The sequence below is a fragment of the Paenibacillus sp. S25 genome (assembly GCF_019454085.1).
Taxonomy (GTDB): Bacteria; Bacillota; Bacilli; order Paenibacillales; family Paenibacillaceae; genus Paenibacillus; species Paenibacillus polymyxa_B.
Window position 1 is genome coordinate 1,545,049 of record NZ_CP073683.1, and the last position, 19,465, is coordinate 1,564,513.

Below are 19,465 nucleotides of genomic sequence, written 5' to 3' on the forward strand. Positions count from 1 at the left end.
TGAAATGAATTCGTTAAAGGGGAAGAGGCAATTGTCAACTTTCGAACCGTCCTGCACGAACCCGGCAGCCGTTTTGATGCTTCAAGGAACAGCGTCGGATGTGGGCAAAAGCGTGGTGACAACTGCGCTTTGCCGTATTTTTACGCAGGACGGATATCGTCCCGCACCGTTTAAGTCGCAAAATATGGCGTTAAACTCTTATGTTACCGAGGACGGCAAGGAAATTGGACGCGCTCAGGGGGTGCAGGCTGAGGCCTGCGGTATTGAGGCCACGACTGACATGAATCCGATTCTGATTAAGCCAGTCAAAGATATGCACTCACAAATTGTTGTACACGGTGTACCTTATGCCTATATGAGCGCCTCCGATTACCGGAAGGATTTTTTGCCAAAAGCCAAACAGACCGTTATGGTTGCTCTGAATCGGTTGCGTGATACCTATGATATTGTCCTTATGGAAGGGGCGGGCAGCCCGGCAGAGATTAATTTGAAGGACCGCGATATCGTAAATATGAATCTGGCAGGCTGGGCGGATGCTCCAGTGTTGCTTATTTCAGATATCGACCGGGGCGGTGTTTTTGCCTCTCTCGTAGGAACCATCGAGTTACTGGAACCCCATGAAGTACAGCGTATCCGCGGATTTATCATTAACAAATTCAGAGGTGATCTGTCTCTGCTTCAACCGGGATTAGACTGGCTGGAAGAACGGACGGGCATTCCTGTACTCGGTGTATTGCCCTATCTACCAGACATTCGCATTGAAGCAGAGGATTCGGTAGTACTGGACAAGAAGCCCAAGCAATCTGCAAAGGATAAAGAACTGGATATTGTGGTGATACAATATCCGCGGATTTCCAATTTTACAGACACGGATGCTCTGGCCGCAGAGCCGGATGTGAGTGTTCGTTATGTCACAGAAGCCGGACAGTTGGGCGTACCGGACGCCATTATCTTACCAGGGACCAAAGACACCATTGGAGACCTGCTGGAATTGCGTGAGAGAGGTCTGGAGAAAGACATTCGGCAGGCTATGAATACCGGACGCACACAGCTAGTTGGCATTTGTGGAGGTTATCAGATGCTGGGTACAGCGCTATTTGATCCCGAAGCCGTCGAATCTGGGTTGCCGCAGCAGGCAGAAGGGTTAGGTTGGCTGGCTCTATCCACGACCTTTTTAAAGGAAAAGCAAACCGTACGCGTACAGGGAACCCTGTCTAATCATTGCCCGCTTTTGCTTAGCACTGTGCCTGATTCGGGTTCTGCCTCCAAGCTAAGCATTGAAGGCTATGAAATACATATGGGCGTTACGGAGTATGTTACGAAACCATACGAACCTACAGATATACCTTTTAACCTAAGCGAAATGAAAAGGTTATTCCATATCCGGCGTGGCGAAGGAACTGCTTTTGAGGAAGGCTGGGGTACGACAGACGGTAAAGTATGGGGAACCTATTTGCACGGTGTGTTTGATAATGACCGTTTTCGCCGGTGCTGGCTGGATGGATTGCGACAAACCAAGGGCTTGGCACCTTTAGAAAGCACTTTTACTGTACGTGAAGCCAAGGAACGAGAGTTTGACCGTGTCGCAGAGGTGGTACGGGATCATTTAGATATGGAGCAAATTTATCGTATTATGGGAATGAATTCATAAACTTCATGGATGATTATTAAAATCGCTTTTAAAAAATAAAGAGGTATCTCTACAGCCATTTTCAAGACTGTGAGATACCTCTTTTTATTCAGGAGTTTGCAAAATTCGATTCCAGTCGCTTATGGGATTTTTGCAAAATCCTCTATTGTATCGGATTACGTAATTTTAAATTTTTGAACTGCCTTTTGCAGTTCGGTTGCTTGTTTGCTTAATTGGCGAACAACCTCGCTGTGGCTTTCCATTTCATTTAGTTGCTCATCGGCGTTAAAACCGATTTCTTGAATCATATGCTGTGCATTGGCAGCGATGAGAGCTGTCTCTTCCACGGAAGCAGATACTTCCTCCGAGCTGGCGGATACTTGCTCCGTTGCTGCAGATACCGTTTGAATCGTAGCATTGATCTTTTGCATAAGCTCACTTAGCTGGTTAAAGGCTGAGCTCGCTTGTTGAACGATTTCCGTTCCCGAATGAATTTCACGGCTAACCTGGGTCACAGAGTCCACAGATTGTTGCGATACTTCTTGAATGGTAACCAAATAGTCAGAAATTTCTTGTGTGGCTTCTTTAGATTGCTCGGCAAGCTTGCGTACTTCTCCAGCTACTACGGCGAAGCCCCGTCCATGTTCGCCTGCACGGGCGGCTTCAATGGAGGCATTCAGGGACAACATTTGAATTTGCTTCGTAATATCGAAAATAGCCGAAACGATACTGCCAATGGCTTCTGAGCGCTCATTCATACTATGGATGTATCGAAGCGATTCATCGGCAGCATGTCCAACTTGTGACATTTGAGCTACAGCTTTTTGAGCGAGCGTATTACCGTTAATCGTTTCTTTCGTCGCTTCACTGATTTGATCGGATACATCATTGGCAGAGGAGGCGATGTGCTGAACACCTTGAGCGATTTCCTCCATAGCCTGTGCATTTTCAGCAGCAGCTGTAGCTATGCTGGTACTGCCCTTTGCTACTTCCTCTGCGGCAACTGTAGAGTCCTGCACTTTTACACTCATAGCCTCAGTCCGACGAAGCAGCTCGTCCGATCCTTCAACAACCGCACCGGATGTAGAAAGCACGTGGCCGATCATTTCTTTCAAGTTATGAGACATGGATTGGAAGCTGCGGGCAAGTTGGGCAATTTCATTGACTCCATGAACTTTCGCTTCTTGTGAAAGATCACCTTGAGCGATTTTTTCGCTATGACGAACCAATTCAGCAATGGGTTCTACAACTTTACGTATCACGAGGGTAGAAATAATTCCGCCCAGCAGGAGCGTTGCCAATGTAATACCTATGCAAATCCATAAAATTTGTTGGGATTTTTCCTGTACGAATCCGACATCCTCGTTCACACCCAGAACTAGATTACTACCCGATATAGCAAAGAAGGCTGTTTTGTGTACTCCGTACGAATCGCTGTAAATTTCACTGATATTCATTTCGCCTTGTTTTGCTTTTTTAATATCCTCTACAGGAATGAGTACATCCTTGACCTTGTATACTGATTTTACATTCCTTGCGACGACTTCGGCTTTACCATCCTTTACTACCGCGATATATGCCGATTCTAATTTGAGAGTGTCGACCTTGTCCTGAAGATAGGATTCCATCTGTATAGCGGAGCCAGAATCAGAACCGCTTCCTTGTTGGGCCTGAACCGCTAAAGAAATATTGAGATCCTGATACACATTTTTAGCTCCAGTTTCTAGCAATTGGTCTACTTGAGGCATGACACTGTTATTAATGATACTCATGGATATTGCATAGAAACTGATGCTGAATAAAAGGGATGCAAAGAGCTGAATCAGCAAAAACATAATTCGTAATTTCGCGCCAATGGAACGATTAAAACTCTTCATGAAAATTCTCCTCTCACATGATGGTAATAAAATCAGACGAATTTCCCTGCTTGATGTAGGCCGCTTGTCCAATAAGATACTAGACACGCCATGATCTACTTGTTTTCCTCTCCTTGCTTGAAGAAAAGACTGAAAATGTTCGGATTCTATGTATATTTCAGCTGTATTCAAGGGACAAGAATGTGAAAGGGAAGTAATCCATGATTTGCTAAAAAGTAGGTTAGACCTATTTTACATAATTAACAGGCGGTTGAATAGTCATATTTGCCCAAAAACAAACAAAAAATATATAACTATGGTCTTAGGTGTTTAGATGTAAGTTAGATGTAAATTATCAGGTGCATAAAAACGAATAGATTACTCCTTCTTTAAAACTATTGTAAAAAAGAAGTAATATAAGTAGCATAAGGAATACTACTTTTATTACAATATTCTTCTAAGCTTGGTTTGGTAAGTTCGAAAGTGTTCTTCAATATACATATAAAAAGGGGAAAAGGTAGTTATGAATCGGGATTTACTTTCCAAAGAAATGATTTCGCAGGTCAGGGGAGAAGATGAACAGGAGCAGACTTCCGGAAGTTACAGATCTGCCACAGGGAGAAATCCGATAAGTCGTCTATTAGATTATGTATCAGGCGTATTCACTCCGATCTTGCCAGCAATGATTGGGGCGGGAATGATAAAAGTATTAATATCTATTTTCATGTCCTTAGGTTTTTTGTTTTCAGACCAACAGGTATTTACTAGTTTGTTATCTGATCAACAGGCGTATACCATTTTATTGGTTATCAGCGATGGGGTATTCTATTTTTTGCCCATCCTGTTTGCGGCAAGTGCGGCAAGAAAGTTGAACAGCAATATGTTTGTTGCGGCTGCCATCGGAGCATCAGTATTGCATCCCCGCCTGACAGAGTTTTTCCAGTCTGGTGAGGAGGTTCGCTTTGGCGACTTGTCAGTCATAGACGGGCAGTCTGCTTCTTCCATAATACTAATGCTTGTTGTCGTTTGGATGGCGTCGTATGTGGAAAAATGGTTAGACAAGCATACCGCCTATTGGCTTAAAGTAGTGGCTGTCCCGACTTTGACTCTGATGATTTTTATACCTTTGATGATGTTCGTTCTTGGCCCGTTGTGGGGGTATCTTGGTCAACATTTATCGGATGGACTCGCATGGTTATTTGATAATGCAGGAGTGTTTGCAGGGCTGCTGCTCGGGGGCGCGATGTCTTTGCTTATTATGGCAGGTATGCAATATATAATGATACCGATTATGATCAGTTCGCTTGCAACACTGGGCTACGATCATGTCTTTCCTGTGGTAGTGGCAGCGGTACTTGCCCAGGCAGGTGCAGCATTTGGCGTGCTTTTTAAATCCAAAAATGTCAAAGTGAAGACGCTGGCCTTTTGGACAGGCTTGCTTGCCATGATGGGGGTGGTTGAGCCTGCGATGTATGGAGTCACAATGCGTTTTAAGAAGCCTTTTGTTGCGGCGTTGATCGGAGGGGCTCTCGGTGGTGCATTTATGAGTTTATCTGAAACTGAAGCAACGGCTATTGGTGGTATATCAGGTCTGCCCAGCTTGGGATTATTCGCCGGTCCTACATTTATATATGCTATTTTGGGAATGTTGATCTCATTAGTTACAGCTGGCGTAATTACGTATTTTATGGGCTTTGTGGATGAAAAAGATGAGCATTCGCAAGGAGTGTCCACATCTGGCATGAATGCTTCTCCGAACTCGGTTGTGGAAAAGAGCCCTGACAGCTAAGGCGATGCCAACGCCCAAAAGCCTCATGAAAGTGTTTACAAAAAAACTTGTCACCTCAGTCTTTATATGATATTATAGTGTCAGTTATTCAAAACTGCACAATCGTGGATTGTTACTGAGCGAATCGGGCAAAACCATAAGCAGGCACTATGTGTCAGTTTTGGTATTGCCTTTTTTTTAACTACTCCAAGCGGCTTAAGGTGATGGAATGAAGATAGCAAAGGTGCTGAATAATAACGTCGTAACGGTCATTGATGAACAGCAGAAAGAATTAGTCATTATGGGAAGAGGAATTGCTTTTAAAAAAAACACAGGCGATGAGATTGAAGAAGAGAAAATCGAGAAAATTTTCAAACTTGAAAGTACCGAGGTTTCCCGCAAACTCATGACCCTGATGTCTGATATCCCTATTGAATATGTTGAAATTTCTGATGAAATCATCCAATATGCCAAAACGATACTTGGTGTAGAGTTGCATGACAGCATCTATATTTCGCTGACGGATCATATCCATTTTGCCATAGAGCGTTATCGCTTGGGTATGGATATCAAAAATGCACTTTACTGGGAAATCAAGCGAATGTACCGCAAGGAATTCACGATTGGGACCAAAGCACTGCACATGATTCAGGACAAGCTGGGAGTTACACTTCCAGATGATGAAGGAGCATTTATCGCCTTACATTTGGTGAATGCACAGCTTAATAGCGAAATGCGCGAAACGATAACCCTGACTAACATTGTCAAGGATATCATAAATATTGTAAGTCGCTTTTTTGTAATGGATCTGGATGAAGAGTCGTTAAGCTATTACCGCTTTATTACACATCTCAAATTTTTTGCTCAACGGGTAATGAATGGGACCCCTGTACAAAATACAGATAATTCCCTTCATGATATGGTTAAGGTTCAGTATAAGAATGCTTACGCCTGCGCGGAAAAAATAAGAGATTATACGACTAAAATCTATGGTCGAGGCTTGTCCCAGGATGAGATGTTGTATCTCACCATTCATATCGAGCGTATCATTAAAAATCAATGATTTTATGTATGATCAGGGATTTAGGATTGCTACTTCTAAACCAGAAGGCAAAACCTGAATGCTGAAAGAAGATTGGCTTTTTATAAAGCTGTCTGCTTTCTGTATTCAGGTTTTTTTATTGCCCATTTACGCATTTTATTTTATACATTAAAAGAAAAGAGGAACACCTCATGGATCGAAATCAATTATCCAAAGAGATACTTACACTAGTTGGTGGTGAAGAAAACGTACAGCAGGTCATTCACTGCATGACCCGCTTGCGCTTCAACCTTCATGATGATAAGAAAGCTCAGAAAGAGCAGTTGCAGAAAACGGATGGCGTCATGGGAGTCATGGAGAGTGGCGGCCAGTTTCAGGTTATTATCGGTAATGATGTAGCTAACGTGTACAAATCGTTGGTGGGCAACATGTCCAAGGCTCCGCAAAGTGACTCAGGAGCAAGCACTGCATCTAAGAAAAAACAAAACCCGATCAGCAAACTATTTGACTTTATTGCGGGTATGTTTACACCGATTTTACCAGCGATCACCGGCGCAGGTATGATCAAAGGGATCATTGCTCTTTTAGTGGCCATGAACTGGATGTCCGATAAGAGCCAAACCTATACGATTTTAGCGGCAATAGGTGACGGTGCGTTCTACTTCCTGCCTATTATTCTGGCTGTCAGTGCTGCTAGAAAACTCGGCAGTAATATGTTTATTGGTGCGGCGATTGGTGCTTCCATTTTGCACCCGACGATTACAGCATTACTGGCATCTAACGTGAAGGTTAGCTTTATTGGTCTTCCGGTGACAGCGGCCACGTATTCTTCGACCGTTATTCCAATCGTTATTGCGGTCTGGCTGGCATCTTATGTTGAAAAATTCATTGATAAGTATACACATGCATCACTGAAGTTGCTCGTTGTTCCGACATTGACTTTATTGATTATTGTACCTTTGACTTTGGTTGCTGTAGGGCCGCTCGGCTCCATTATTGGTAATGGCCTGTCAGGCGGTATCTCTTGGTTGTTTGAAAATACAGGTGCACTTGCAGGTCTGCTGCTAGGCGGTACCTTCTCCTTGATCATTATGACAGGTATGCACTATGCGTTGGTTCCTATTATGATTGGATCGATTGCAACGTTGGGCTTTGACTACATGATTCCAATTATGGGAGCAGCCAACTTGGCACAGGCTGGTGCTGCATTGGGCGTATTCTTAAAATCAAAAAATGCCAAAGTCAAAACAGTGGCTTTCTCGACGAGCTTAACAGCTATTATGGGTGTAACTGAGCCTGCAATGTATGGTGTGAATATGCGGTTTAAAAAACCATTTACTGCTGCGTTGATCGGCGGAGCCGTCGGCGGGGGCTTCATGAGCTTGTTTGGTACAAAAGCGTATGTCATGGGTGGGTTAGTTGGTGTGCCTGGTCTGGCGATGTTTATTGGACCGACTTTCTTGTACGCAATCCTTGGTCTCATTATTGCATTTGTGGTTGCTACGATTGTTACCTATTTGATCGGCTTTACAGATGAAAAGAACGAAGAAGCAACACAAGCAACAACAGACGCTGCCGGAGACATCTCTACTGATGAAATAGCACAATCTGCTGTGTCCTCACTGCCGAAAGGTGAGAAAATCCCGGTATACAGCCCGATTATGGGTGAAGTTAAGCCGCTCAGTGAAGTCAATGACCCTGCATTTTCTCAAGAAATCATGGGTAGAGGTTGGGCTATTGAACCATCCGAAGGCCGGGTTGTTTCCCCAGTTGATGGTACAGTGTTCTCCATTTCCAAAAGTGGGCATGCTGTTGGATTGGTGAGTGATTCAGGACTTGAAATGCTCATTCACGTTGGGATGGATACGGTTAAACTAAAAGGACTTCATTTTACGCCTCATCTTAAAGCAGGAGATCGCGTGAAGGTAGGAGACCTCGTGCTGGAGTTTGATCTGGTGGAAATCCGCAAGGCTGGTTACGAAACGATAACGCCTGTTATTGTTACGAATGTAGCTCAGTTTAGCGAGTTGGAGTCCGCTGATAATCAGCATAAAGTGGTTAAGGAACAGGAACTGTTATACACAGTGATCGTCTAACGGCTGATAAAAATTTTACGCCTAAGATGAATACATGTCGTTGTGTTCAGGTCAAAAAACAGCAAGCCTTCGAAAGATGAAGGCTTGCTGTTTGGCGTTTTCGATAAAATCCAAAGTGGAAGTTGCTTAACTATTTTATCGTTAGAAAACCTACAAAAATAGTTGGTTTTGTGATATAGTAATCTTCGGATTGAAGGATCACCTTATAAAACATATTAAGTATAAGTTTGGAGGAAATAATACATGGATACCTTCTTTATTATTTTAAATGTAATCGTGCTGCTTTTGCTGCTAGGCGTATTGGTCTGGATGCAGAAAAAGCACATCTCCTTCACAAAAAGGGTATTTGCCGGACTTGGCTTCGGACTGATCTACGGGGCTGTTCTACAATATGCCTATGGGGCAGGCTCAGAGGTCATTACAAAATCAGTTGATTGGTTCAACCTCGCAGGTAATGGTTATGTCCGTTTGCTGCAAATGGTAGTTATTCCGCTTATCATGGTGTCGATTATTTCGGCTATTATGAATTTGAAGGGAAGACAGAACCTTGGCAAAATCAGCGTGTCCATTATTGCAGTACTACTGATTACAACGGCAATTGCTGCTTCAGTTAGTATTGTAACCAGCTTGTCGTTTGATCTAAAGGCAATTGAGATTCAAGGTGGGGAAAAGGAACAAGCACAGGGCTTGAAGATGGAAGAGCGCCTTGGAACAGTTCAGGACATGACCATTCCACAGCAGGTGCTGGAATTTATTCCTTCAAATCCTTTTGAGGATATGACGGGAGCACGTCGTACGTCGACGCTGGCGGTAGTCATTTTCTCGGCCTTTATCGGTGTGGCTGTGCTCGGATTGGATCGCAAAAAACCGGAACAGGCGCAAACCTTCCGTAAAGTGATCGATGCAGTGTACGCTGTAGTGATGCGGATTGTAACTCTGGTGCTGAGATTGACACCTTACGGCATTTTAGCCCTGATCACTAAAGTAGTAGCTACGACCAATCCAGATGAAATTTTGAAGCTAATCAAGTTTGTGCTCGCTTCTTATGTGGCTTTGTTGGTCATGTTTATCATTCATCTTATTTTGCTGGCCTTGTTCGGCTACAATCCGGTGACGTATGTGAAAAAGGTATTGCCTACACTGGTTTTTGCTTTTACTTCTCGTTCCAGTGCAGCGACCATTCCGTTAAATGTTGAAACACAAACGAAAAAGCTTGGTGTGTCCGACGGCATCGCGAATCTGTCTGCGACCTTGGGAGCGACTATTGGGCAAAACGGCTGTGCTGGTATTTATCCGGCAATGCTGGCGGTTATGATTGCTCCAACCGTGGGTATTGATCCAACGAGCTGGGATTTTATCCTCACGCTTATTCTGGTCGTTACGGTCAGCTCGTTCGGCGTGGCGGGTGTAGGCGGTGGTGCCACTTTCGCTTCCCTGATCGTGCTTTCCACCATGAATCTTCCAGTGGCATTGGCAGGATTGCTCATCTCAGTCGAACCGTTGATTGATATGGGACGCACAGCGTTAAATGTCAATGATTCTATTACCGCAGGTCTCATTTCAGGCAAGGTGCTCAAGGAGAACGATCAAGACGTGTTCAACAATCATGGCATGGATTTGGATGCAACGGCACACTCCTAAGTAAATGATAAACGAATGGTGTACGATGCATTCCCCTATCGCATCTGTAGCCTATATAACACACGTACAGAATGTACTCAATACAAAGAGCCGGCCATAAGGTCGGCTCTTTGTATTGAGTTTAGGACAGTGTAAATTATAGCTGTTCACGAATCCTAATCTGTGATACATTAAAATAATGTTTTTCCGGCTTGCTTCGGATGAACCGCGGTTCGCAACCATCCCGCGCTATCAAAACTAGGAGGATTTCATGTTTAATCTGTTATGGGGGGCGGCTTTTGTCCTCGTCAATTTTATGTTCTTTTTGTTATGTTTTCGGTTGTTCGGTAAAAAAGGGCTGTACGCCTGGATTGGTGTTGCTACTGTACTAGCCAACATTCAGGTAACCAAAACGATTGATCTGGTCGGCATTACCACGACATTGGGAAATACGATGTATGTTTCTATGTATATGGCCAGTGACTTACTGAATGAAAAATATGGGCCTAAAGAGGCGCGTAAAGCTGTGTGGTTCGGCTTTTTCACTCTGATTATGACGACGATAACGATGCAAATGGTGCTGCAGTTCCAGCCTACTGCAACGGATTTTGCCCAGACACCGATGCAACAGCTGTTTGGATTGTTGCCAAGGCTTGCGCTTGCCAGCTTGACAGCCTATGCGGTCAGTCAATTGCTGGACGTGCGTCTGTACGCCTGGATTCGCAAGTTTTTTCCGGAACGTCATCAGCTCTGGATTCGTGGCAATGGCAGCACGATGATCAGCTCGTTTATAGATACGCTCATTTTCTGTACTATTGCCTTTTACGGTTATGCGTGGGGGATATGGCTCGAGATATTATTCACCACCTACATCTTAAAATTTGTACTGACCGCGGCGGGTACACCCATTTTGTACATCGCACGCAATTTCCGCTTTATAGAAGAGGAGGAGCAAACCCTCAAGCCATGATGGCTTGGGGTTGCCCCTCCTTTTTTCATACTTTTTACATACCGATATAATGAATAGCGATGTTTTTATCCCAGCACTGTCAGTTCTTTTGGAAAAGAGGTAAGCACTTCAACACCATCAGAGGTGACCAGAACGTCATCTTCAATCCGCACACCGCCGAGGCCTGGCACATAGATACCGGGTTCGATTGTGAACACGAAGCCTTCATGAAGTAGATCGCTATTGCCTCCGTGTACAGATGGATATTCGTGAACACTCATGCCAAGGCCGTGTCCAACTCGATGGTTAAAGGCAGGACCATATCCAGCGGCTTCAACAACAGCCCGTGCTGCCTGATCTACGGATGCGCAGGAAACTCCCGGGCGAATGGCGGCAATTCCCGCTTCGTTCGAGCGAAGAACCGTATTATAAATCGTCTCCAGCTCAGCCGATAGCTTTCCAAAAGCAAAAGTACGTGTAATATCCGAAGCATAGCCATCGGAGTATACGCCCATATCAAACATGAGCAGATCGCCATGCTGTAGCTTGCGGGTGCCTGGAACACCATGAGGCAAGGCTGTTTTGGGTCCAGACAGCACTGTTGTGTCAAAGGACGGGCCGTCTGCGCCGATTTTTTTCATCTGGTATTCGATTTCTGCCACCAGCTCGACTTCCGTCACTCCTTCGCGCACATGGGTGAGGCCGTGGCGAAGAGCATCTTCCACCAAACGAGCTGCATGTTTCAGACGTTGTATTTCCTCAGGGGTTTTTCTCACACGCATTTCTTGAAGTACAGGACCCAGATCCACATATTGAGCCGCGCCAATAGCAGTATGTAGCTGTTCATAACGGAGGACGGAGACGTGTTCCTTTTCCAGCGCGAATGTTCTCACTCCGGTGCCTGTACGTTGACGCAGCAGATCATATGGATTGTCCGTATCGGTGTGGGTGGATATACGAGTCACAGAAGAAGCAGCTTGGGCGGCTTCTGCATCCAGGGCGGGTACGATCAGTTCTGGTTCTTGGTCCCGAAGCAACACCAGACCCAGAAAACGCTCATGCGGATCACTGGCAAAGCCCGTCAGATAGTAAATATGTTTAGGATCGGTCACAAGCAGGCCGTCCCAAGACTGTGACTTCAGTTCATCATACAGTCGGGTTATTTTCTCATTCATAAAGTCTCATTCCTTTCTGTCTATTTATTCATTATAGCTCTTCATACATAATTATTTATAGCATTGAATGACTTATTCTCTTTCCTGACACAATGTTTGCAGTCGTGCCTGTACATTCTGATCATAGTAACCACCATGGTAGCAGAGTACCTTCTCGACATCCAATACAGTTAGTTTATCGAGGCTCTTCAGAGCCAATGGCATATCCGGCGTAGCTGACTCAGCGGGACCGACCAGTTCACCTTCGACTACCAAAAGTTCATCTGCTGCTAACAGTAGCTTTTGTGCGGGCACATACAAGCTGATATGCCCGGGCGTGTGACCGGGTGTATGAATAATCTGTATGCCCCCACCATAAGGCAGATGCTCACCGTCCTCAAGAATATGAGCAAAGCGCAAATCTGGCAGTCGGCGAATCATATCCTCTGCTTGCTGCCTGAACACAGTATCCATCTGTTTGATCCGTTCCGGCGTCAGCTTCACAAACGGTCGCTCTCCTGTCATATAAGGAACGTCATCCTTATGGGCTAACAGGGCAGTATTCGGCAGCAAGTCCAGTAGTGCATGAACATTTCCGATATGGTCAATATCCTGATGTGTTAAAATAATTCTTTTCAGGCGGCTGATATCCTCACCCACATCTGAAATAGCCTTGCGTAATGGCTCCAATTGGCCGAGCATTCCCGTGTCAATCAGTGTAAGTCCATCCTCGTCCTTGAGCAGCACAGGATAAATGGTCGTTTTTCCAAAAAAAGATTCTATAGGTACTTTCAAAATCAAGAGTTGATTTCCAATATTCATATTAAGCTGCTTCAGAATCCCTGACTCCGAAACATACCTCCCGTCTCATTGTGTTAAATCGCTTACCTCGTTTTTGTTTTTCTTCAAGCTCTATTATAAAACCCTTTGGGACTAATCCGCAAAACAACTCGATATGGCTGATCGGGCGCTTGTCTTGTACAATAAATAAATCACACAATAGGAGGCGGATACGAATAATGAATAAGGACCAATCTTTTTCCATTGAATTTGCGTGCAAAGAGGATCTTCCCGATATTGTGGACATTTATAATTCTACGATCGCAGGACGAATGGTCACGGCAGATCTGGAACCGGTGACAGTGGAGAGTAGAATTCCATGGTTTGAGGCTCATCAGGAAAATCACCGCCCTTTGTGGGTATTAAAACAAAAGGGTGCAATTGCCGGATGGGCCAGCCTTCAGTCCTTTTATGGGCGTCCAGCTTATAACGGTACAGCAGAAATTAGCATTTACGTCCATGAGGATTCTCGTGGAACAGGAACGGGAAGTCGACTGGTACAGCACTTGCTAAATGAATGTCCGAGACTGGGGATCACAACGTTGTTGGGATTTGTTTTTGGTCATAATGAGCCAAGTATTGGGCTGCTGCGGAAGTTTGGTTTTGAGCAATGGGGTTACTATCCGCGTGTAGCTGTGCTCGACAGCATAGAGCGAGATTTGGCGATATTAGGTAAGCGAGTGGATGAATAATAGCTTATGACATATAAATATTTTTTGTAATGTGTACAGAAAAAGGCTGTTTCCAAAATCGTCTCAAACACTGCGGATGATTTTAGGAGCAGCCTCTTTTACTTTGCTATTTTCATCGCTTTTAGCGCTGTGGTTTAAAACGTATGCTGTGAAAAATTTGATTAAGCACCTCAGACAGCACCAAACCGACAGCAATAGCTCCTGCGATCATCAGCGTGCTCATGGCCAGCTCCAGTGCCTGAGGATAATTATGTTGTACGAACTGGCGCATGGCATTATAGGCCATTCCCCCTGGAACGAGAGGGATCATGCCTGCCACACTGAAAATAATCACAGGCATTTTGTACAGCCGCGCAAAGCCTTGACTGACGATGCCGATGAGAATCGTTGCCAAAAGGCTGGCGCTCACAGGTCCCATGCTGTCCGTGGTTGAATAATAGACAAGCCAGCCTAGCATACCAACAAAACCGCATTGCAGTAGTGAACGCCGGGGGGCATGGAAAAGTATGCCGAAAGCAGCGGTGGCAATAAAGCTTGTGAATAATTGTGCAAGCATAGACTTGAATCTCCTCCGAATCACATATAAGAAATGATAACCGCAACGCCAGCTCCAATGCCGAAAGACGTCAGGCAAGCATCGGCTCCCTTGGAAAGACCCGAAACAAGGTGCCCGGACATTAAATCACGGATGGCATTTGTAATTAACAAGCCTGGAACCAGTGGCATGACAGAGCCAATTATAATTTTATCCATCATCTGTCCCCAGCCTACTATCGTTAACAGAGCCGCCAGCAAGCCGATTAGAAAAGATGCAGAAAACTCTGAGAAAAACTTGACCTTAACGAGCCTGTGAAAATACTGTACGGCTGCAAATCCGATACCGCCGCATAACACAGCTGCGGGGAAGTCTCGCCAGACACCACCAAACATAATCATAAAGCAACCGCTGGCCAACGCAGCAGCCATCAGCTGTACACGGTTGGAATAGCGGAGGGGGCCACGCTCAATCTCCGAAAGCTCCTTGACGGCAGCGCGGGGAGACAAATCACCTGTGCTGATTTTACGTGAAATGGAATTGACCTCTGTCACCTTGTGCAAATCGGTGGTCCGCTCTACGATGCGGATGAGCTTGGCAGGCTCCGAATCATTAATGGCAAAAAAAATCCCAGTTGGTGTTACATAGCTATGGGACTGGGATATGCCATAGGCTGAAGCAATGCGGGACATCGTGTCTTCAACACGATAGGTTTCGGCTCCATTTTGCATCATCAGTTTGCCCGCCAACAGACAAACTTCAATGATTTCAGGAGTAGGATAGGAATGATTATTCATACTCGCTCTCTTTCATTCGTACCGGGCCGTTCGACCCTATTATTTTCATTTATTGTAGCACAAAAAGCCGCCTTTTCAGAGGCGGTTATGTTAGGGGGAATCGAAGTTTTCGTCAAGATTCTATCATATCGGGAATAACGGTATAGTAGGACTCTTCCAGATATGTTGCGGCCTCAGATAGGCCCATCAACTTAAGCTGTCCAGCTACAAAAGCACGAAGGGCAGAATGGGTGAACAGATGCCGTGTCTGGGCATCCCGAATAAAAGCCAGTCTGGCTTCACGCGAACCGTTGTGGAACAACTCACGCACAGCTTCGCCTTGTTGTTCCCAAAGGAAAGGCTCCGTTACGGTCAAGAGGGCACTCTCCATAGAAGAGCTATGCTTGGCAGAAGAAGATAACTGGATGCCCAACCCGTTTAGCGTAGGAGCTGCTTCATTGTGCTTCCGTTCTGTTCGCAAGCTGTCGATATACGCAGCCATATCCTGAATCGGTTCGATACCAAAGCGTTCTCGAAAGCATTCGCGTACAAACGCGGTGCGTTCATCTACAATCTGAGGCAGTCGCTGACCTGCATGTCCAGAATAGTCATCTCCACTGGCGTAGTATCGTTTTAATGAACTGTTCTCTGTATAAACAACGCTTAAAAAATCCTGCAAATGACGGGCAACCACCCACACACCCGTCCAATCGACGGGAGATACACATACTATAGGGGCCCGGGAAAGGTCCTTTTCAAGCCCAAAATCCGTTAAAAAGCCATAATGTATTCCGTCCACCCCTGCGTGGGCAAAAGGAACAACATCTGGTGGTGTAGCCATATATCGTGGCGCGCGGCCCTGCTCCATAATCAATCCCAAATCAAAACTCAGAGAATGCCGGTTCGCTTCGAGCTCTTTTTCAAATTCTATAAGTGCCTCAATCAAAGGTGTAGCTGATCCATAGGCTAGGTTAGAACCGGAATCCATCGTGTATGCCTCCCTTATCCAAGTACATCCGTAAAGCGTTCATCCCTAAAAGGTACGTGATTTTACACGAAATGTAAACCTGTATGACGAATATTTTCAAAAATGTGACCTTTTACCCGTGTGTTGTCAAATAAAACGCTTTCGGGCAAAGCAGGACAAGATACCTATGTTAGCTCGGTAGAGAAGTAAAGTGAGTTTGCGAAAATGCGGTCTTTTCAGTGTATGTTAGCAAACGTGAAGTGTGATTGCAGGATGCGCAGTGTGAAGGACAAGGTGCAACGTAACAGGCCAACGGGTATAATATCAGGACAAGGTGAAAAGGAGCGTCATCCGAAGATTTAACAGAAAGAAGTGGGCATATGAACATGCAAAAGAAGGCTGTTTTTTTTGATGTAGATGATACGATGTACGATCATTTGCACCCTACACGCGATGCATTGCGTACAGTATTAGGATTGAGTGACCGTTTTCCTTATGAGAAAACCTACCATCGTATTCGCTATTACAGCGATGTACTATCGGCTAAAGGAGGACTATTGGAGGGGAAGGCAGGGCCGGATGAACTGGATGAGATGAGGGAAGGCCGTTTCATTCTGGCTTTACAAGAATTCGGGGTAGAAATTACCCGTGAGCAGGCAGTACATGTTCAACAAGAATACTTGGATCGTCAGTACCGAATTGAGCCTTTTGAGGGGGCGACCTCGTTAATAAATGATTTGAGCTCGGCTGGCTTTTTAGTTGGATTAATTACAAACGGTCTTGAGGAACACCAGATGAGCAAGATCAAGGCCATGGCACTGGAGAATCATGTTGCAGCAGAGCATATCTTTGTATCTGGGACCGTTGGCTATGCCAAGCCTGATCCGCGCATTTTTGAAGTAGTGAACGAACGGACAGGAACGTTAGCAGAGCACTGCTGCTATATTGGGGATTCCTGGCGTAATGACGTGGCGGGAGCTATAGCTGCGAATTGGCAGGTGATCTGGTTCAATCACAGGAACGCTCCCCCGGAGACTGACGTGCTGGGGATCTATAAAACAGCAGCAAGCTATGCAGAGTTAAGAAGGTTGCTTCTGTCGGACGCTCGATAGACACGGTACATACCGTATTTATAAAAGAATCAACCTATTTTGAAGCCATTCCAAAAGATAACCCGTAATACTGTTTATCTGTTATAGAACTAACTTTATTGGTATTGGTTTAGAACAGAGAAGGAGGGGATCGCGCATGGTAGAACAATGGAGGCAGGCAGAAGACATCATAAGTCAAGTGACCGTATACAGTACGGAGGATAATGATCCGGTTACCATTAAAACAGGCACTCAAGACGTCCGCTGTATTGGCATCGGGACAGATGCGGCCGTATTTACTCTCGATACGTTGCCAGGCTACGCGTTCAAGGTATACTCAGACATGGCGATCGAGAAGAAAGATGCGGAGGCCGACGTATATGAGCGTTTGCGAGGGTCTGACTTTTTTCCTCATTATTACGGAAAAGGCGACAAGTATATTGTCATAAGTTATGAATCTGGTATTACGCTGCTGGATTGTCTGCTGCAAGGAATTCCTGTGCCAGAGCAGGTCATTCTGGATGTGGAAAAGGCAAGGGAATTCGTCCGATCCAAAGGGCTGAATCCCCGTGATATTCACCTCAAGAATGTACTTATGCAAGACGGGCGTGCCAAGGTATTGGACGTATCTGAATACGTGAAGGAAGGCGATGACAAGCGCTGGGAGCATTTGGTGTGGGCGTATCATACGTTTTATTCCGGTATCTCGGAGGTTAAGGTTCCCTCATGGATTTTGGATACGATTAAAAAATGGTACTACAAGCTGGACAACTCCAACTTTAATCTGGAGGAGTTTGCCCAGCGTGCCAGTCAATTGTTCTCTAAATGGAGGTCATAACCGCTGTAAAGATAACGAATATGAAGACTGACCTTTCCATAGCAAAAAAGGATTGCACCCGCATTTAAGGGAGCAATCCTTTTCTTTTATCTGAAATCCCGAGGCACTCTTCTGGCTGTACCGCTCGCAATCGCGGCTTGAATCACCTTTTCACGCACCCGTTGAACCGCACTCTCGTTAAATACGCCAGGGATAATATACAGCTTGTTTAGTTCTTCAGGACGGATCGTGCCTGCGATGGCCTCTGCGGCCGCCAGCTTCATCTCTTCGTTGATTTCACGGGCACGGCAGTCGAGCGCCGCTCGAAAGATGCCAGGGAAACAAAGCACATTGTTAATTTGGTTAGGATAGTCCGAACGTCCGGTGGCGATGACACCCGCAATGTCCTCGACGTCCTCTGGCGCAATTTCGGGAACCGGGTTAGCCATAGTGAACAGCACCGGGGCTTCTTTCATACGTTTCACGTCTTCTCGTTGCAGTAGTCCACCTGCCGACAGTCCGATAAACACGTCAGCATCCTTCAGAACCTCGGACAGCGTGCCGGACAGCCGTTCAGGGTTGGTATGCTGCGCATACCAGTTCCACATCGGATGCTCGTATGTTTCATCGGCTGTAAGCGCTCCGTGACGATCTACGCCAATGATGTTGACTGCTCCTGCAGATAGCAATATTTTTGTGCAGGCCACACCCGCAGCCCCGATACCACAGACGACAATTTTGACGTCAGACAGGGCTTTGCCGACAACTTTGAGCGCATTGATCAGCCCTGCGTATAAAACGACAGCTGTGCCGTGCTGATCGTCATGAAAAACAGGTATGTCCAGCTCTTTACGTAACCGCTGTTCAATCTCAAAGCATCGTGGCGACGAAATATCCTCCAGATTAATCCCGCCAAAAGCTGGGGCCATTTGTTTAATGGCCTTAATGATCTCTTCGGTGTCCTGCGTATCCAGACAGATTGGAAAGGCATCGACGGAGCCGAGCTGCTTGAACAGCATGGCTTTGCCTTCCATAACCGGCATGGCTGCATAGGGACCGATGTTACCTAACCCGAGAACAGCGCTTCCGTCAGAGACGACAGCGACCGTGTTACGCTTGATCGTCAAACGGAAAGCTTTGTCCGGTTCCTCGTGAATCGCCATGCATACGCGTGCCACATCGGGGGTATATACCCGGGATAAGTCATCGCGGTTTTGAATTGGGACTTTGGGCTGCATTTCAATTTTGCCCCCGAGGTGTAATAGGAAGGTACGATCTGAGATGGATAGTACCTTAACACCTTGTGCTTTTTTAATCCGGGCAATCATTCGGTCGATTTCTGCTGGATCGGCAATGGTAACTGTAATATCCCTCACAGTGACCTTCTCAGAGGTGCTAATGACGTCAATGGCAATCACATCTCCGCCATGTTCGTTTACCAGCGTAATCAATTGACCAAATTGGATGTGTCCGGTGGAAATTTCCAATCGCAAAATGATGTTTTTACCGCCAATACCGCCTTGCATACAAATTCCTCCTTTGTCTTCCATAACAAAATCATACGTAGGATCAATTGATTGCGCTTACAATAAGAAGCGGATGTAAAATCTATGCTGATATTTTAAATTAGTG

General features: G+C 45.5%; 16 protein-coding genes. 9 read left to right on the forward strand and 7 right to left on the reverse strand.

Features of this window, described 5'->3' with window-relative positions; genetic code table 11:
• The first annotated feature begins 31 nt into the window (after positions 1-31).
• Entirely contained in the window at positions 32-1,651 is a 1,620-nt protein-coding gene (locus KAI37_RS06645; protein ID WP_220030948.1) for a cobyric acid synthase, read from the forward strand.
• A 155-nt stretch (positions 1,652-1,806) separates the two neighbouring features.
• Here KAI37_RS06645 and KAI37_RS06650 read toward each other — a convergent pair whose 3' ends face one another.
• Positions 1,807-3,507, reverse strand: coding sequence for a methyl-accepting chemotaxis protein (locus KAI37_RS06650; protein WP_220030949.1), 1,701 nt, complete (start codon positions 3,505-3,507; stop codon positions 1,807-1,809).
• Positions 3,508-4,009: 502 nt separating this feature from the next.
• On the opposite strand from KAI37_RS06650, the gene KAI37_RS06655 reads away from it, so the two are divergent.
• From KAI37_RS06655 to KAI37_RS06675, 5 genes are all read left to right on the forward strand, one after another.
• A complete protein-coding gene (locus KAI37_RS06655; RefSeq protein WP_220030950.1) occupies positions 4,010-5,275 on the forward strand; it encodes a PTS transporter subunit EIIC in 1,266 nt (421 codons plus the stop codon).
• 208 nt (positions 5,276-5,483) lie between these two features.
• Positions 5,484-6,317: a BglG family transcription antiterminator LicT gene (gene licT, locus KAI37_RS06660; protein ID WP_076293780.1), complete on the forward strand. Its 834-nt coding sequence runs from the start codon at positions 5,484-5,486 to the stop codon at positions 6,315-6,317.
• Between the two features lie 170 nt (positions 6,318-6,487).
• Complete coding sequence (locus KAI37_RS06665; RefSeq protein ID WP_220030951.1) at positions 6,488-8,392, forward strand: beta-glucoside-specific PTS transporter subunit IIABC; 1,905 nt, start codon at positions 6,488-6,490, stop codon at positions 8,390-8,392.
• 243 nt (positions 8,393-8,635) lie between these two features.
• The gene (locus KAI37_RS06670; RefSeq protein WP_025724316.1) at positions 8,636-10,033 is read left to right on the forward strand and encodes an L-cystine transporter; all 1,398 of its coding nucleotides are present in this window, start codon (positions 8,636-8,638) and stop codon (positions 10,031-10,033) included.
• A 250-nt stretch (positions 10,034-10,283) separates the two neighbouring features.
• Positions 10,284-10,982: a queuosine precursor transporter gene (locus KAI37_RS06675; RefSeq protein WP_023987659.1), complete on the forward strand. Its 699-nt coding sequence runs from the start codon at positions 10,284-10,286 to the stop codon at positions 10,980-10,982.
• A 65-nt stretch (positions 10,983-11,047) separates the two neighbouring features.
• Here KAI37_RS06675 and KAI37_RS06680 read toward each other — a convergent pair whose 3' ends face one another.
• The gene (locus KAI37_RS06680) at positions 11,048-12,136 is read right to left on the reverse strand and encodes a M24 family metallopeptidase (RefSeq protein ID WP_068939934.1); all 1,089 of its coding nucleotides are present in this window, start codon (positions 12,134-12,136) and stop codon (positions 11,048-11,050) included.
• A 72-nt stretch (positions 12,137-12,208) separates the two neighbouring features.
• Positions 12,209-12,937 carry an MBL fold metallo-hydrolase gene (locus KAI37_RS06685; protein WP_220030952.1) on the reverse strand — a complete coding sequence of 243 codons (729 nt, stop codon included), beginning with the start codon at positions 12,935-12,937 and terminating at the stop codon, positions 12,209-12,211.
• 197 nt (positions 12,938-13,134) lie between these two features.
• Here KAI37_RS06685 and KAI37_RS06690 point away from each other — a divergent pair, with 197 nt between their 5' ends.
• The gene (locus KAI37_RS06690) at positions 13,135-13,647 is read left to right on the forward strand and encodes a GNAT family N-acetyltransferase (RefSeq protein ID WP_068939939.1); all 513 of its coding nucleotides are present in this window, start codon (positions 13,135-13,137) and stop codon (positions 13,645-13,647) included.
• 121 nt (positions 13,648-13,768) lie between these two features.
• Here KAI37_RS06690 and KAI37_RS06695 read toward each other — a convergent pair whose 3' ends face one another.
• From KAI37_RS06695 to KAI37_RS06705, 3 genes are all read right to left on the reverse strand, one after another.
• On the reverse strand, positions 13,769-14,203 hold the full coding sequence (locus tag KAI37_RS06695) for a threonine/serine exporter family protein (RefSeq protein WP_104494995.1): 435 nt from the start codon (positions 14,201-14,203) through the stop codon (positions 13,769-13,771).
• A gap of 20 nt (positions 14,204-14,223) precedes the next feature.
• Entirely contained in the window at positions 14,224-14,979 is a 756-nt protein-coding gene (locus tag KAI37_RS06700) for a threonine/serine exporter family protein (RefSeq protein WP_013309319.1), read from the reverse strand.
• A 112-nt stretch (positions 14,980-15,091) separates the two neighbouring features.
• Positions 15,092-15,946: a hypothetical protein gene (locus KAI37_RS06705; RefSeq protein WP_071639990.1), complete on the reverse strand. Its 855-nt coding sequence runs from the start codon at positions 15,944-15,946 to the stop codon at positions 15,092-15,094.
• Positions 15,947-16,305: 359 nt separating this feature from the next.
• Between KAI37_RS06705 and KAI37_RS06710 the strand changes: the two genes are divergently transcribed.
• Together KAI37_RS06710 and KAI37_RS06715 are read left to right on the forward strand one after the other, a co-directional pair.
• Positions 16,306-17,037, forward strand: a complete 732-nt coding sequence (locus KAI37_RS06710; protein WP_076293776.1) for an HAD family hydrolase — start codon at positions 16,306-16,308, stop codon at positions 17,035-17,037.
• 136 nt (positions 17,038-17,173) lie between these two features.
• Positions 17,174-17,854: a serine/threonine-protein kinase gene (locus KAI37_RS06715; protein WP_023987697.1), complete on the forward strand. Its 681-nt coding sequence runs from the start codon at positions 17,174-17,176 to the stop codon at positions 17,852-17,854.
• Between the two features lie 86 nt (positions 17,855-17,940).
• Here the strand turns inward: KAI37_RS06715 and KAI37_RS06720 are convergent, their stop codons facing one another.
• Positions 17,941-19,359, reverse strand: a complete 1,419-nt coding sequence (locus tag KAI37_RS06720; protein ID WP_023987698.1) for an NAD-dependent malic enzyme — start codon at positions 19,357-19,359, stop codon at positions 17,941-17,943.
• Positions 19,360-19,465 lie beyond the last annotated feature (106 nt).

What these genes read in the sequence shown, in the direction of transcription:
- KAI37_RS06685 (WP_220030952.1), bottom strand. Translation starts at nt 12,937, where the DNA reads ATGAATATTGGAAATCAACTCTTGATTTTGAAAGTACCTATAGAATCT.
- KAI37_RS06665 (WP_220030951.1), top strand. Translation starts at nt 6,488, where the DNA reads ATGGATCGAAATCAATTATCCAAAGAGATACTTACACTAGTTGGTGGT.
- KAI37_RS06650 (WP_220030949.1), bottom strand. Translation starts at nt 3,507, where the DNA reads ATGAAGAGTTTTAATCGTTCCATTGGCGCGAAATTACGAATTATGTTT.
- KAI37_RS06690 (WP_068939939.1), top strand. Translation starts at nt 13,135, where the DNA reads ATGAATAAGGACCAATCTTTTTCCATTGAATTTGCGTGCAAAGAGGAT.
- KAI37_RS06715 (WP_023987697.1), top strand. Translation starts at nt 17,174, where the DNA reads ATGGTAGAACAATGGAGGCAGGCAGAAGACATCATAAGTCAAGTGACC.
- KAI37_RS06675 (WP_023987659.1), top strand. Translation starts at nt 10,284, where the DNA reads ATGTTTAATCTGTTATGGGGGGCGGCTTTTGTCCTCGTCAATTTTATG.
- KAI37_RS06710 (WP_076293776.1), top strand. Translation starts at nt 16,306, where the DNA reads ATGAACATGCAAAAGAAGGCTGTTTTTTTTGATGTAGATGATACGATG.
- KAI37_RS06695 (WP_104494995.1), bottom strand. Translation starts at nt 14,203, where the DNA reads ATGCTTGCACAATTATTCACAAGCTTTATTGCCACCGCTGCTTTCGGC.
- KAI37_RS06670 (WP_025724316.1), top strand. Translation starts at nt 8,636, where the DNA reads ATGGATACCTTCTTTATTATTTTAAATGTAATCGTGCTGCTTTTGCTG.
- KAI37_RS06705 (WP_071639990.1), bottom strand. Translation starts at nt 15,946, where the DNA reads ATGGATTCCGGTTCTAACCTAGCCTATGGATCAGCTACACCTTTGATT.
- KAI37_RS06720 (WP_023987698.1), bottom strand. Translation starts at nt 19,359, where the DNA reads ATGCAAGGCGGTATTGGCGGTAAAAACATCATTTTGCGATTGGAAATT.
- KAI37_RS06680 (WP_068939934.1), bottom strand. Translation starts at nt 12,136, where the DNA reads ATGAATGAGAAAATAACCCGACTGTATGATGAACTGAAGTCACAGTCT.
- KAI37_RS06700 (WP_013309319.1), bottom strand. Translation starts at nt 14,979, where the DNA reads ATGAATAATCATTCCTATCCTACTCCTGAAATCATTGAAGTTTGTCTG.
- KAI37_RS06655 (WP_220030950.1), top strand. Translation starts at nt 4,010, where the DNA reads ATGAATCGGGATTTACTTTCCAAAGAAATGATTTCGCAGGTCAGGGGA.
- licT (WP_076293780.1), top strand. Translation starts at nt 5,484, where the DNA reads ATGAAGATAGCAAAGGTGCTGAATAATAACGTCGTAACGGTCATTGAT.